12 protein-coding genes are annotated in these 14,799 nt (G+C 52.8%); 7 read left to right on the forward strand and 5 right to left on the reverse strand.

The window, feature by feature from the left end; translation table 11 throughout:
• Positions 1-685: 685 nt before the first annotated feature.
• The 4 genes from PsAD13_RS20500 to PsAD13_RS20515 all read right to left on the reverse strand — a co-directional run bounded on the left by PsAD13_RS20500 (position 686) and on the right by PsAD13_RS20515 (position 4,383).
• Positions 686-2,020: a sodium-dependent transporter gene (locus tag PsAD13_RS20500; RefSeq protein WP_063319318.1), complete on the reverse strand. Its 1,335-nt coding sequence runs from the start codon at positions 2,018-2,020 to the stop codon at positions 686-688.
• Between the two features lie 266 nt (positions 2,021-2,286).
• Positions 2,287-2,664, reverse strand: coding sequence for a hypothetical protein (locus PsAD13_RS20505; RefSeq protein WP_057462495.1), 378 nt, complete (start codon positions 2,662-2,664; stop codon positions 2,287-2,289).
• Positions 2,665-2,830: 166 nt separating this feature from the next.
• Positions 2,831-3,820 carry a nitronate monooxygenase family protein gene (locus PsAD13_RS20510; RefSeq protein ID WP_063319319.1) on the reverse strand — a complete coding sequence of 330 codons (990 nt, stop codon included), beginning with the start codon at positions 3,818-3,820 and terminating at the stop codon, positions 2,831-2,833.
• 44 nt (positions 3,821-3,864) lie between these two features.
• Positions 3,865-4,383 carry a helix-turn-helix domain-containing protein gene (locus PsAD13_RS20515; RefSeq protein ID WP_063319320.1) on the reverse strand — a complete coding sequence of 173 codons (519 nt, stop codon included), beginning with the start codon at positions 4,381-4,383 and terminating at the stop codon, positions 3,865-3,867.
• Between the two features lie 337 nt (positions 4,384-4,720).
• Here PsAD13_RS20515 and PsAD13_RS20520 point away from each other — a divergent pair, with 337 nt between their 5' ends.
• The 6 genes from PsAD13_RS20520 (at position 4,721) to ugpC (ending at position 12,314) form a co-directional block, all read left to right on the forward strand.
• Positions 4,721-5,878 carry a substrate-binding domain-containing protein gene (locus PsAD13_RS20520; protein WP_208986838.1) on the forward strand — a complete coding sequence of 386 codons (1,158 nt, stop codon included), beginning with the start codon at positions 4,721-4,723 and terminating at the stop codon, positions 5,876-5,878.
• Positions 5,879-5,889: 11 nt separating this feature from the next.
• Positions 5,890-7,239, forward strand: a complete 1,350-nt coding sequence (locus tag PsAD13_RS20525; RefSeq protein ID WP_063319426.1) for an extracellular solute-binding protein — start codon at positions 5,890-5,892, stop codon at positions 7,237-7,239.
• Between the two features lie 88 nt (positions 7,240-7,327).
• Positions 7,328-8,659, forward strand: coding sequence for a sugar ABC transporter permease (locus tag PsAD13_RS20530; protein ID WP_063319321.1), 1,332 nt, complete (start codon positions 7,328-7,330; stop codon positions 8,657-8,659).
• On the forward strand, positions 8,656-9,885 hold the full coding sequence (locus tag PsAD13_RS20535) for a carbohydrate ABC transporter permease (protein WP_063319322.1): 1,230 nt from the start codon (positions 8,656-8,658) through the stop codon (positions 9,883-9,885). The genes PsAD13_RS20530 and PsAD13_RS20535 overlap by 4 nt, the downstream gene beginning before the upstream one ends.
• Before the next feature lie 39 nt (positions 9,886-9,924).
• A complete protein-coding gene (locus PsAD13_RS20540) occupies positions 9,925-11,211 on the forward strand; it encodes a trehalase family glycosidase (RefSeq protein WP_063319323.1) in 1,287 nt (428 codons plus the stop codon).
• 14 nt (positions 11,212-11,225) lie between these two features.
• Entirely contained in the window at positions 11,226-12,314 is a 1,089-nt protein-coding gene (ugpC, locus tag PsAD13_RS20545) for a sn-glycerol-3-phosphate ABC transporter ATP-binding protein UgpC (RefSeq protein WP_063319324.1), read from the forward strand.
• A gap of 79 nt (positions 12,315-12,393) precedes the next feature.
• Here ugpC and PsAD13_RS20550 read toward each other — a convergent pair whose 3' ends face one another.
• Complete coding sequence (locus PsAD13_RS20550; protein WP_057462502.1) at positions 12,394-13,071, reverse strand: OmpW family protein; 678 nt, start codon at positions 13,069-13,071, stop codon at positions 12,394-12,396.
• A 465-nt stretch (positions 13,072-13,536) separates the two neighbouring features.
• Between PsAD13_RS20550 and PsAD13_RS20555 the strand changes: the two genes are divergently transcribed.
• Positions 13,537-14,679, forward strand: coding sequence for an anhydro-N-acetylmuramic acid kinase (locus tag PsAD13_RS20555; protein ID WP_063319325.1), 1,143 nt, complete (start codon positions 13,537-13,539; stop codon positions 14,677-14,679).
• Positions 14,680-14,799 lie beyond the last annotated feature (120 nt).

Below are 14,799 nucleotides of genomic sequence, written 5' to 3' on the forward strand. Positions count from 1 at the left end.
AGCGCAAAAGCTTGAAATGAATTCGTTGTTCCAGCTCTTTTGATGAAATCTTTAGCCTTGTTGACCTGACAGATTGTCGCAGGTAATTTCCCTTACCTCAAAAAATATGCGTTTTTGACAGCTGCACTTAATGGGCGAATTCAAAATATAGTCACATACGCCCATAATTCGCCATCAAACAACGAAACTAACTATAAAATACATATATATTGGTTGTTCATACCATTTATTACGTTAACCAAGCGACAGCAACGCAACTTCCTGCCACCACATGCAGCCCACAAGTTTTTTCGTCGCAGGTTCTGCTCACGCACCGCACCAACACAGTTCAGACACAAAAAAGCACCGCTCAAACGGTGCTTCTTTCTCTCGTTGGGACGGTGATAAGGCCTTATTCCTGAGGCCAACGTCCCCTTACACTGCGATACCTGGCCTGCTTTTCCTCGTCCAGACATACCATCTCACGCGGCAATCTGGCATTCATGGAATGCACCCAATAGCGCTTCAGCTGCCTCAACATAACCCTGTTCCTTATCAAGACCATCTCGGGTGAAGGGACTATGCCCAACAGGTACATTCTCCTCCCTCTTCCGGCCCAGATTAAGTCAAACTACGGATGACCATAAAACAGCATTAAAAAAGGCCACCAAAACTGGCGGCCTTTTCATTGTTTTTGAGTGAAGCTTTATGCTCCGAAGATGGAATGGACCATCACCCAGATGATCGCAAGCGGTGCAACCACACGGCACATCCACTTCCATGCTGTCAGATAGGCAAACGGACGTTCACCGTTATTGGTCACTTCCGCAGCAAACTTGTCATAGCTCACCCAACCAGCAACCAGACAGGTCGCAATCGCGCCAAGTGGCAGGAAGTAGTTGTCAGTGAGGTAGCCAAGGAATTCGAAGAAATTCAGCTCGAAGAATGTGATATCACCCCACACGCCTAGCGCCAGAGAACTTGGAACACCAAACAGGAAGATCACAATGCCAACCCAGATGGTGGCCGCCTTACGACCAACATTGAACTCTTCGCAAATGAACGCAACCACGACCTGCAGCAAGGAGATTGCTGAGGTGATCGCAGCCACAAACAGCAGCACGAAGAAACAAAGCTGAATAAACATGCCAAATGGCAGTTCAGCAAAGATCGCTGGCAGTGTGATGAAGGTCAATCCCGGGCCTGCAGCCGGATCCATGTTGAACGCGAACACAGCTGGCAAAATAAGGAAACCAGCCAGAACCGCGACCAGAAGATCAAGACCAACGACCCATAGCGATGCGCTTGGAATGCTCTCTTTGTTACCCAGATAAGAACCATAGGTGATCAAAGCACCCATACCCAGAGACAGCGTGAAGAACGCCTGCCCCAGAGCTGCGGCAACCATGTCTGCATTTAGGTGAGACCAATCAGGAACGAGGAAGTACTCAACACCTGCCATTGCCCCATCAAGGGTTAGAGAACGAATTACCAATAGCCCCAGCAGGATAAACAGGAGAGGCATCATGATCTTCGATGCCTTTTCAATGCCGCCGGTAATACCGTTGATCACAATCAGTACGCCAATCGCCATAAAGGCTGCGTGATAAATGATCGGCTCAACCGCGTTTGACACAAGAGCATCAAAGTGTCCCTTAAACTCCGCATCGGAGTAACCAGAAAATGCACCGGTGATTGTCTTAACCACGTAGGCGATGGTCCAGCCACCAACAACGGAATAAAACGAGAGAATAAGAAACGCGGTCAAAACCGCCATGAGACCAAAAATTGACCAGCCTGCGCCGCCAACACGTTTAAACGCGCTGAATGGATTGGCCTGAGCCTGACGGCCCAGCGCAATCTCTGCGATCATCACGCACAAACCAATCGCGATCAAAAACGCAACATAGACAATGAGGAACGCCCCGCCGCCTTGCGCGCCAACTAAATATGGAAATTTCCAGATATTACCTAATCCAACCGCTGAACCTGCAGCAGCCAGAATGAAGCCGATACGACTTCCCCAATGCTCTCGTTGCATGTGACCTGAGCCATTCTTGTTGATTTTGCTTAAGTGTATTTTTGAAATCAACTTTCACAAGTTGCCCGATTCTAGCAATATAACGCTAGAGATACACCCCTTTTATGCAACAGAGTTTCTCATATATGACCATCAGGTGTCACGATACCTATAAAAGTGTAATACTGATTACTACGCGGCATTTGGTGAGATTAACTCAACAAGATAAGTAGTATTGATTACTTTAGACATGCAGCAATCAATACTACCAGTGATATATCTTATACTCAATTACACTTAGCACAAGAGTTTGGCCACAGTGTCGTATTGCAAAGAGACTGGATGTTGCTGACAATTGCATCCGCACCAACAGCTTTTGCACTCTGACAAGCACCGTTTGCATTGCCCACGGACAGTTTGCCATTAGAGACCACAGACAGCGGAAAGCTCATGTTTGTGCGTTGATAAACCAGCGAGTTCTGACCGCACTTGATCATCGGCATTGGGCCGTCTGCATTGCTTCCATCCGCATACAGCACATCACCGCGATTACAGTACTGTGTCATGGGCGGAGTAACCTGGTTGGAACTCCCCTGAGCATAGCCTTCAGAGGCAACCATGAAAGGAACGGCCAATAGAAGGCCGAGACACAAAAAGTTACGCATTTTTCTTCCTTCTTGTTTGGTCCCACCCCTACACAATCATGGCAGGACACTGATAAGGACGAAACATCCGCACAGATGTGAAAGAAAAGGCTGCTGAGCCAAACCCAGCAGCCTTGTAATATGTATCAATATCGAACCGGCTTGCGAGGTATCACGCAAGCCCCGCTTACTCAGCAGGCTCCAGTGTAGAAGTTTGCGCCGTCACCGCTTTGCGAGCCTCATCATACTCTGACGACAACCGAGCAACCAGATCACCAGTGCTGCCAATGGTTTTCACCGCACCAATGCCCTGACCGCAGCCCCAGATCTCTTTCCAGCTCTTCGGCTTTCCCTTGTCAGCACTGTGAAAGTCCATGGTCTTCAGATCGCCTTCTGGCAGATTACTGGGATCCATGCCTGCTTGCTCGATGGATGGCTTCAGATAGTTGCCATGCACACCGGTAAACAGATTGGAATAAACGATATCCTCTGCACCGCTATCAACGATCATCTGCTTATAGGCCTGCTGAGCATTCGCTTCCTCAGTCGCAATAAAAGCGGACCCGATGTAAGCCAGATCAGCACCCATCACCTGTGATGCAAGAATAGACTTGCCAGTACTGATACTGCCTGAAAGCAGAAGTGGGCCATCATACCACTCACGGATTTCCTGAATAAGCGCAAACGGTGATGTTGTGCCTGCATGGCCACCAGCACCAGCGGCAACAGCAATCAGACCATCAGCCCCCTTCGCAACCGCCTTATGCGCATGGGTGTTGGTAATGATGTCATGCAGCACGATGCCGCCGTAAGAATGAACCGCATCAAACACCTCTGGGCGCGCACCAAGAGAGGTAATCACGATTGGCACCTTGTACTTCACGCAAAGCTCAACATCATGCTGCAGACGATCATTGGAGCGATGCACAATCTGGTTCACAGCAAACGGAGCTGACGGTTTGTCAGGATTTGCCGCATCATAAGCTGCCAGCTCTTCTGTAATCTGGATCAACCACTCTTCCAGCTTTTCCTGCGGGCGAGCATTAAGCGCCGGGAAGGAACCAACAATCCCTGCCTTACACTGTGCAATCACAAGGTCTGGATTGCTGATGATAAACAAAGGACTGCCAACAACTGGCAGGCGCAACTTATTCTTCAAAAAATCCGGCAAAGCCATTTCAAACACACTCCCTTACAATTCAATCTGCTGCCTGTTTGATCTCAAAATCGGGCAGCATCACCTCTCCGGCGCTTCAACCTCTCCTGAATGTCCTGCATCATCTCGCCACTCTGGTCATCAACCAGTGCCAGAACATCCCGGGCACTCAATTCTCTGTAGTCTTGCGAAAGCACACGCACATCACGCACTGGCTCTCCGCTTTGCTTGTCCAGCAGTTCCAGCCTCGGCCCGTCTTCACGGGCTTCCCAGCGCTCACTCCATTGGTGCAGCGCAATCATCACCGGGTAAAAGTCCATGCCCTTCTCGGTGAGCAGATAGACCGTTCCGCGCTTGTCCTGCTGGTCTTGCTCCTTCCGCAGCAAACCCGTTTGCACCAGACGCCGCAAACGATCTGTCAGTACACTGGTGGAGATCTGCAAATGCCCCTGAAAGTCATCAAAGCGCTTGATGCCCTGAAACTGGCACCTCAGGATAAGCAGGATCCAGGGATCCCCCATTTGCTCGATCGCTTGAGCAACCGCGCAGTCAACACCTGCAAAGCTTCGTCGCGCTCCACTCATTCCCGGCTCCGGCACTTTCAATTTAACTTCGTTTAAAGAAGCTATTTCCAGTTTACCTAATGGGCAACCTAGCTCTTTGGCCTAGTCTTCAACCGAACCACTGAGTCCTTTTCAAAACCTCTGCACAACACCAAAATCGCTCTGGATTGCCGCGTCCAGCCGGTCCGTGTCAAGTTGTCCCCAGCCCTGCCAAACTTTTTTCAAGCTAAGTTTCGCTCACCGAAACCACCCGAAACCCTCTTTCCGAAAAACCTTGTGTTTCGGTTTCCAAAACCGATTTCGGACTTAACAAAACCGATTTTGTTGACTTCCAAAATCGGTTTTGTAAGCATCATCGATGAAATCAGATCATGAATGGGAGCGATCTGATGACAACCTATTGGGTGGGAATTCTGTGAGCATCACTGACCAGAATGTGCAACAGAGAAAATCTGTGACCATTGGAGACGTGGCACGCCATGTAGGCGTTGCAAAGGGCACCGTGTCCCGCGTCCTGAACAACTACACGGACATTTCCAAAGCAACTCGCGAGCGCGTCCTCAAAGCAGTCGAAGAGCTGGGCTATCGCCCCTCCTCCACAGCACGCAATCTTAAGCGTGGCCGTGTCGACACCTTCGGCATCGTACTGCCGCTCATGCCCGGCAAAGGAGCTGACCCGTTCCTCGCCGAGTTTTTAAACGGCATGACCCGGGCACTCAATGCCGTCGATAAAGACCTGCTGGTGACAACGGCAAGCTCCATGGATGATGCTGTGCTGGCAATCCGCCGCCTGATCTCCTCGCAAAAGGTCGATGGCTTCGTTCTCACAAGAACCGCCACCAACGACCCTCGCGTGGACTATCTATTGGACCGGGGTTTTCCGTTTGTCAGCCATGGCCGTACAGCCCGCGAAAGCCAACATCCATGGTTCGACATCGACAACCACGCCGCGTTCTATTCAGCAGCCAGAAAGGTCATTGCGCAAGGCCACACCCGCATCGCGCTGGTGATGTCCAATCCGCAAATGAACTTCAGTCGTCTGCGTATTGAAGGGTTCCAACAAGGCTTGGAAGAAGCCGGCCTGTCTTTTGAAGACCAGCTGATCGTCGAAACATCCTTGGATGAACCGGGCGGGGAGCAGGCAGCGCTTCAGCTACTGCATCAGGACCGTCCGCCAACAGCTATCATCTGCATGACCGATGCCATTGCCATCGGCGTCACCAAGATCATTCGCCGCCATGGTTTGACGATTGGTGAGGACGTCACAGTCATTGGTTACGACGGCCTGCCTGTGTGCGAGCACTTCGACCCGCCGCTTACCAGCTTCGCTCAGGAACCAGTCCTTGCAGGCAGCACACTGGCAGAGCTTCTCACAAAAGCAATCAGCGGCCAGCCAGCACGGGAGCTGCAGGTATTGGCCGAAGCAAGACTTATTCAGCGTGGCTCTGATGGTCCGCCACGCAAAACACCTGAGGAGCTGAAAGCTCACCTCAGCACATACTTCGCAACCGCATAATGGAGGAAATTATGTTCGGGAGGAACATTCTAAGAACGACAGCCCTTGTTGGCACGCTTGCATTTGCAATGAGTGCTGCACAGGCTGAAGCGCTGCGCTTCTGGACCACAGAAGAACAGCCTGCACGTCTTGCCAAGCAGGAGGCAATGGCAAAGGCGTTTACCGAGAAGACCGGCATTGAAGTCAATGTCATTCCGGTAACCGAAAAAGACATGGGCACCCGCGCAACAGCAGCTTATGCAGCTGGTGATCTGCCTGACGTCATCTATCATCCGCTGATCCACGTTCTGCCATGGGCAGAAGCTGGCATCATCGACACCGATGCAGCAACCGAAGTCATCGAAGATCTGGAAGAAAGCACCTTCGCATCCGGCGCTCTGAACATGGCAGCCCTGCCTGACGGCTACGCAGCTGTTCCGGTGGATGGCTGGACTCAGATGATCGTCTACCGCAAGGACCTGTTTGATGCTGCCGGTCTGGAAGCACCAAACACCTACGCTTCCATCCTCGCAGCTCTCGAAAAACTGCACAATCCGCCAGAGCAGTTCGGCTTTGTGGCTGCAACAAAGATCGACGAAAGCTTCATGAGCCAGCTGCTGGAACATGTGCTTCTGGCAAATGGTGCAACTCCGGTTGACGAAAACGGCTTCAAAGGCTTTGACGAGAAGAAGCTGGCAGAAGCTCTGACTTTCTACAAAGCATTGGCAAAAGCATCTCCTCCAGGCGATCTGTACTGGAAACAGTCCCGTGAGTTGTACTTCGCTGGCAAGGCAGCCATGATCATCTGGTCACCGTTCATTCTGGACGAGCTGGCAGGCCTGCGTGACAGCGCACCACCAACCATCAACGGTGACCCAACCTCCAAGGAACTGGCAGGTAAGACCGGCGTTGTAACCACTCTGTCAGGCCCATCCAACAAGGCTGGCGCAGCATGGGGCGACATTCGTTACTTCTCCATAACCAACGATGCTGACACAGAAGCTGCACAGCAATTCGTGGAATACTCCATGAACGATGGCTATCTGGCGACCCTGTCCATCGCGCCAGAAGGCAAATTCCCTGTCCGCCGCGGCAATGCAGAAGACAAAGAAGCCTTCATCAAAGGCTGGGCAACCCTGCCAGTGGGTGTGGACCGCAAAGCACCGCTTACAGAGCTCTATCCGGCTGAGACAATCACCCAGCTTGTGGAAGGTCTGGATACGGCCAGCCGTTGGGGAGTGAAGGAAGGCCAGCTCAGCCTCGCCTCCAAGATCCTGAACTCCATGGCCATCAACCGCTACACCCGCGAGTTCATTGATGACGAACTCTCTGCAGAAGAAGCGGTCACCAAGATCAATCAGGAACTTGCCAAGATCAAGTAAGGCCTGATGCCACGATCTCAGCCCGCAGGCCTCATGTCTGCGGGCTCTCAACCCACCAAAACCACCGTGATATCAGGAGCACAGCGCAATGAGCGCCATAGCCGATCAGGCCGGAAAATCTGTTAGCACAGCGGGTGAAAGCGTGAGCCAACCGCCCAAAGGCGCAGGCCCCATGCAAAAGCGGGAAGCACGCCTTGCCTACACCATGCTGGCGCCCACGTTTCTGATCATCCTCGCAATTGTTCTCGGACCTCTGGTCGCCAACTTCTGGATCAGCTTTAAGCCCGTGGAGCTGGGCGATCTGCGCGCTCCGAAAGTCCTCATCAACGAACGCGTCAAAGGCAAACCAAAGCAGGTAGGCGATCCGGCAACGCTGGAGTACCGCGTCAGAAATTCCTCCCAGAAAAACTCCATCGCAGACGCAGGCTTTACCGATATCCTCCCACCCGGTTTCACCGCGCTAAAGCTGCCGAATGCCTGCTCTCTCAATGCGGTCAACATACAGTGCGACCTTGGCACGCTTGAGGGCAAAGCCCGCGAAAAACTGGTCATTTCAGGCACAGTCTCTGACGAATACCTTGCTTTGAGAAAGCCGGAGAAAGCCAGCAAGCCCGTTTCTTACGGCGATGCTGACAGTGTGCTCACCAACGGCACGTTCACGCTCGATAACTTCCGCCGTGTGTTTGACAGTGACGAGTTCTGGAACGTTCTGCGTGTCACGTTCTACTACACCATCTTCGGCACAGTTGGCGCACTGGTCCTCGGCCTGTTTGCAGCCCAGCTCCTCAACACCTCCTTCAAGGGCAGAGGCATTCTGCGTGGGCTCTTCCTGTTCCCCTACGTATCTCCAGTGATTGCCGTTGCTTTCACCTGGGTCGTCTTGCTGGATCCATTCTCCGGAACCCTGAATGCCCTGCTCACCAAGATGGGAGTTCTCGCAGAACCGGTAAACTTCTTCGGTCAGCGCGCGGTAGATCTGCACCTGTTCGGAACCTCCTTCGAGTTTCCACTGGCGCTCTCAACTGTCATCGCGTTTGAGGCATGGCGTTACTTCCCGCTGTCTTTCCTGTTCATTCTGGCTCGCATGCAATCCGTTTCAACGGACATCTATGAGGCAGCTGAAATGGACGGCGCCACTCCAATTCAGCAGTTCTGGTACATTTCCCTGCCACAACTCATGGGCATCCTGTCCGTCCTCTTCCTGTTGCGCTTCATCTGGACCTTCAACAAGTTCGACGACATCTTCCTGCTCACTGGTGGTAACGCCGGAACCCGCACCCTGACCGTAGATGTGTACGAACAAGGCTTTGCCCTTTCCAATCTGGGTGCAGGTGCTGCCGTTGCCGTGGTCGTCTTTGTTGTTCTCGTCACCTTCGCCACCTTGTTCATCCGCTTTTCCACCAAGGAGGAAGGGCTATGAGATTGCTCAGTAGTTACGTTCTTGCCGGCCTAAGCGGCGCCGTCTGGGGCTTCCTCTCCATGATCGTGATTGGTGTCACCCTGACACTCATCACAGGAGAGCTCGCCATCCCACAAGTGGGCGCCGCCGTCCTCGCCTCCGCGCTGGGCGCTCTCTTCACCCATCTGTGGGAGAGCAAATCCGCCAGCACCGGACAAAAATACGCACCAGCCGCCATCATCCTACTGGCCCTGTTGGCAGCAACCTTCGGCGCTCCGTTTGCCCTGCCGCTTTCCGTAGAACCGCTCTGGCAGCTCATCGCACTGATCTCCTTTGTAGCCATAACGTTCTGGGCCAATCGACAGACACTGGCAGGCACGCCAAAGGGCAACCTCACGCGATATGAGAAGGAAGTCGTCTTTCTACGTGTCGCAAAAGGCTTTGGCTTCGTCATATTCACGGTGATGGTTGCCCTGCCATTCTACGTCATGGTCATGACCAGCCTGAAAAGCCAACAACAACTGCTCGGCAACCCGCTGGATCTGTCCATTGATCTGTCAGGCGGCATCTCCGGCATGTTCCGCTCTTACGTAGAGCTGTTCACCCAGTTCAACTTCGGCACCTACCTGACGGTCTCTGCTATTGTTTCAGTAGCAACTGTCATCCTGACCCTTCTGTTCTCAGTTCCGGGCGCCTATGCGGTCTCCCGCCTAAACTTCCCGGGGCGCAGCTGGATGTCCCGCTCCGTGCTGCTCATCTACATGGTGCCGGCGATTGTTCTGGTCATACCGCTTTACGCTGTCTTCTCTCAGCTGGGCCTGCGCAACTCACTGACAGGCCTGCTCATCGTCTATCCGGCAACCACCATTCCGGTCGCCCTTTACATGCTGCAAGGCTATTTCAAAGGCCTGCCTGCTGAGCTGGAAGAAGCAGGCCTCATGGATGGTCTCAGCCGTCTGGGTGTGATCCTCAAAATCACCCTGCCGCTGTCCTTGCCAGCGCTGGCATCCGTATCCCTTTACGTCTTCATGATCGCGTGGAACGAATTCCTCTTCGCCTTCATGTTCCTGGATGATCCGGACATCTTCACCCTTTCGCGCGGTGTCGTGTCCCTCAACTCTTCAGAAGTCCCCCGTCAACATTTGATGGCCGGTGCGGTCATCGCAACAGTCCCTGTTCTTGGCATCTTCCTGTGGTTCGAACGCTTTCTCGTTCAGGGCCTCACAGCAGGCAGCGTCAAAGGCTAAGCGGCACTGTCAAAAAGAAAAAACATCGGAGTATCTACTATGTCCGCACAACTCGACAATCAGGCCATTTCCATCCTCAAGGAAAATGATCTGGGCGGCTATACCATCCCGACCAAAGGCCTCTACCCATACCAGTGGAACTGGGACAGCGCCTTCGTCGCCCTCGGCTTTGCCACGTTCAACATGGACCGCGCATGGGAAGAGATTGAACTGCTCTTTGAAGGCCAGTGGGATGACGGCATGGTTCCGCACATCATTTTCCGTAAGGATGACCCGAGCTACTTCCCGGGCCCATCCGTCTGGGGCACCACAAACCCGAAAATCCCAACCTCCGGTCACTCTCAGCCACCAGTGGCAGCAACCGTTGTTCGTCGTTTGTTTGAGCAGGACACCTCAGAAGCCGGCATCGAGAAAATCAAAACCCTCTTCCCGAAATTACTGGCATGGCATCGCTGGTATCACACCTATCGCGATCCGGAAGGTCACGGCGTCATCGCAATCATGCACCCATGGGAATCTGGCCGCGACAACCTGCCAGACTGGGACAACGCGGCAAGCCACGTCGATATCTCCGAGATCGGCGAGTACACCCGTAAAGACACATCTCACGTAAACCCTGAGATGCGCCCGAAGAAGATCGACTACGACCGCTATCTTGCAATCGTGAAGTTTGGCCGCGACAACAACTGGGACCCAAAGATCGTTGCAGATCAGTGTCCATTCTTTGTGGCTGACCCAGGCAACACCTTCATCCTGCTGCGCGCAGACCGTGACCTGCTGGCCATGGCCGAAGCGCTGGGAGAAACAGACGCAGCCGAAGAACTGAAGGGCTGGATTGCGCTGACGGAAAAAGGCGTGGCCAAGCTCTGGAATGAAGAAAAACAAGCCTTCTGCACTTACGATCTGCGCAATGACGTTCTGGGAGACGGCATCTCCAGCGCCTCCTTCCTCGCACCATATGCAGGCATTCGCGAAGAGAAGTACATCAACCCAACACGTAAGCATTTCGACCGTATCGCGGCAAAGGTCAACTACACCATGCCAAGCTACGATCCGGATCATCCGCTGTTTGAAAGCATGCGCTACTGGCGTGGTCCGGTCTGGGGCATCATCAACTACCTCATCGCAACTGGCTTTGCTGATATGGGCGACACAGCACGCGCTGAGCGCCTGCGCACAGACACTGTTTCGCTGATCGAAAAGAGTGATTTTGCGGAATACTTTGATCCAATCACTGGCGAAGGTGCTGGCGGCAACTCCTTCTCATGGACATCCGCCATCTGGCTCACATGGGCCACACCAAGCCTGACCGCTAAAGCAGCCTGAGGAGGAACGGAAGAATGGGAGCTATTCGCCTTGAGGGTGTCGAAAAATGGTTTGGGGATCTTCAGGTCATCAAAGGGATTGATCTTGAGATCGATCACGGGGAGTTCGTCATCTTTGTTGGCCCCTCTGGCTGCGGCAAGTCCACACTTCTGCGGGTGATCTCCGGTCTGGAAGAAGCCAGCCGTGGCACCGTACACATTGATGGCAAGGACGTCACCGCTCTGCCACCGGCCGGGCGTGGACTCTCTATGGTGTTTCAGAGTTATGCGCTCTACCCACATATGAGCGTGCGCGAAAACATGGGCTTTGCTCTGAAAACTGCAGGCGCTCCAAAAGCTGAGATCGAGGCCAAAGTTAACAAGGCAGCCGAAGTTCTTCAGCTGGAAGAATATCTGGATCGCCGCCCTAAGGCGCTCTCTGGTGGTCAACGCCAGCGCGTTGCCATTGGCCGGTCCATCGTCCGTGATCCAGCTGCCTTCCTGTTTGACGAGCCGCTCTCCAACCTCGATGCAGCCCTGCGTGTTGAAATGCGTTTCGAGATTGCAAAACTACACCGCAATCTGGATGCCACCATGATCTATGTGACCCATGATCAGGTGGAAGCCATGACACTGGCAGACAAGATCGTGGTTCTGCAGTCTGGTCGTATCGAACAGGTCGGCTCTCCGCGAGAACTCTATGAGCGCCCGGACAACCTGTTTGTGGCTCAGTTCATCGGCTCACCAAAGATGAACATCATACCCGTTGAGTTCAGCAGCGATACCTTCACGCTAGCTGGCTTCTCCGAGCAGCCATCCCCTTTCAGAGATAACGAAGCTACACCTGTGAAACTGGGCATCCGCCCAGAACACATCAGCGTTGTTCCACCAGCAGAAGCCGCTGTGACGGGTACGGTGGAACACGTCGAGTACCTCGGCGCAGACCTCTTCATCTATGTTGCAGCCAAAGGGCTTGGCACCATTTTGGTCAGACTATCCGGCCTGGAGCACTACAGCGCAGGCGACACCGTCGGCCTGTCTTTCGACCCCGCCCTCACCCACTTCTTCGGGGCTGATGGCAAAGCCGTACGGGTGAACAGCGAGAAGGCAATAGAACCAGCCTGAAACAACAAGCAGTCTCGATAAACAAAAGGCTTGGGTGCTCACACATCCAAGCCTAACTTTTTAAGCCACTAAAACCCGCTTAGAAACGATAGGTGATACCAGCACCAACCAGCCAGGGATTCAGCTCAGCTGTGCCCTTCAGCTTGTTACTGCCAACTTTCACGTCAAAGTCTGGCTCAAGGAACAGCTTCTTGACGTCGAGGTTTACACCCCAGTTGTCATCAATCATGTAATCGAAACCAACCTGAAGCGCTGCACCAAATGTGTTTTCAATATCAAGATCATCAACATCGTTGGCATCTTGATTATAGAAAATCGTGTAGTTCACGCCCGCACCGATATAAGGCTTGAAAGCGCCAAAGTTGGTGAAGTGATACTGCAAAGTCAAAGTTGGCGGCAGGATCCATGTGTCTCCCACATCGGTACCAGCAAGAGCACCATCACCATCTACGTTTGCCCACGTCGTTCCCAAAATAAGCTCAGCAGCAATATTTTCAGTGAAGTAATAGGTGATATCCAGCTCGGGCACCACTGTGTTGGAATAGGACAGATCTGAGCCGGAAACACCATTAACGTGCCCGCTATCTTCAGTAATCACACCCAGAGCGCGCACACGGATCTGCCAAGGGCTCTTTTCAGATGCAGCCGCAGCAATGATATCTTCCTGTGGCACAGGCATATCTGCCGCCAGAACCTGACCAGCAGGCACCACCATCGCAGCAGTGACCATAAGGCCCATCACCCTTTTCAAACTCATCTCCACCTCCAGTTGTATAAGTAAATTTTACACTTATTCCAATTATTGAGAGTGGAGCACGTGAGCATTGAGGTGCATCAAACCAGCATTGATAATATAAGTACTATTTATAATAGTAATTTTGCCGGATAAGAAATGTGAAATGTTGATTTCAAATAGACATTTCCTGCAAGAAAACTAGCACAACCGCCAGATCACAACAAGCCTAAGGAAACTCTCATCACTTTATTTCATCATAATAATTGATATATAACCCGTACAACAATGCCTCCTACCACCACAATCACCAGCTGAAAACACACAGGCTTCCATCACTCCAACGTTTGTCACTGCGCCCAGAACCCGCTATGAAGTGGAGACTTCGTGCAGGCAGATCCGTAAGGCACACACCTTCCTTGCAACATCTGGCTCTGACCGAAGTCTCTTCAGTTTTAAGTCTACCGGGTTTTGTGAGTGGGGGAATAAATGGCTGCGCAGTGGTGCATCGGTCTGATGACCGGAACGGTAATGGACGGCAACGTCGACATCGCCATGCTGAAAACCGATGGACAAACCATCGAAGAGTTCGGCCCTTACACACTGGCAAGTTATCCCCCTGAAACCAATCAGCTGATCGCCGAAGCCATGGCCACCGCTCAGGACTGGAATTTCGCATCCAAGGAACCTGAAATTTTCTCACGAGCGGAGAAAGCACTCAGCGAGGGACAAGCCCACGCAATTTCACATTTCCTTTCAAAAAACTCCATTTCAACGCAAAATATTGCGTTAATCGGTTTTCACGGCCAAACCGTCCTGCACCGCGCACCCAAAGGCAGCCAAAAAGGCGCAACCCGCCAGCTCGGTGACGGCCAGATCATCGCTGATATCCTCGATATTCCAGTGCTTTACGACTTCAGAACGCAAGATATCGAAGCAGGTGGACAAGGCGCGCCCCTCGCAGCCATCTACCATCAGGCCCTCTTAAGAAGCGCCGGTCTGTCCGACAATCCAACGGACACAACAATTCTGAATCTCGGCGGCGTCGCCAACATCTCGTGGTGGGACGGGCATAACACCCTGATTGCCTTCGACACAGGCCCGGCCAACGCGCCTATAAACGACTGGATCAGCTCCCATAATCGCGGCGACATGGACCGCGACGGCCTCATCGCTGCCAGCGGACAAGTGGACGAAGACCACCTCAAAAAGCTTCTCGAACACCCCTATCTCACCGAAGCCTTCCCCAAATCCCTCGACCGCAACAGCTTCACAAAAGACATGGCAACCGGCCTTTCTCTGCAAAACGGCGCAGCAACACTCACCGCATTTTCGGCAAGCGCAGTCGGCAAGGGGTTGGACATGCTACCAAAACGTCCAGCCCGCCTGGTAGCATGCGGTGGAGGTCGTAAAAACCCGCAGCTTCTGAAAGAGATCGAAGCACGGGCAAACGTAAAAATCATTCAGGCAGAAGAGCTTGGCTGGCGTGGCGATGCAGTGGAGGCCGAATGCTTCGCCTTCCTCGCGGCCAGATGCGATCGCAATTTGCCGATCAGTTTTCCGGGAACCACAGGCGTTCCAATGGCCATGTCAGGTGGTACAAAGGCGCTTCCACACCAACACACCAGCTAAACAGCCGTACCAGAAGTAAAAAGGTGGGAGCCCTTGCCGCCGCGCAAGAGCTCCCACCGACCTCTTGTTTAAAGCTCAAAAGGTCTCAACTTCAAATATCTATAAGAAAAGGTAGGCAGT

The sequence above is a fragment of the Pseudovibrio sp. Ad13 genome, from assembly GCF_001623225.1.
Taxonomy (GTDB): domain Bacteria; phylum Pseudomonadota; class Alphaproteobacteria; order Rhizobiales; family Stappiaceae; genus Pseudovibrio.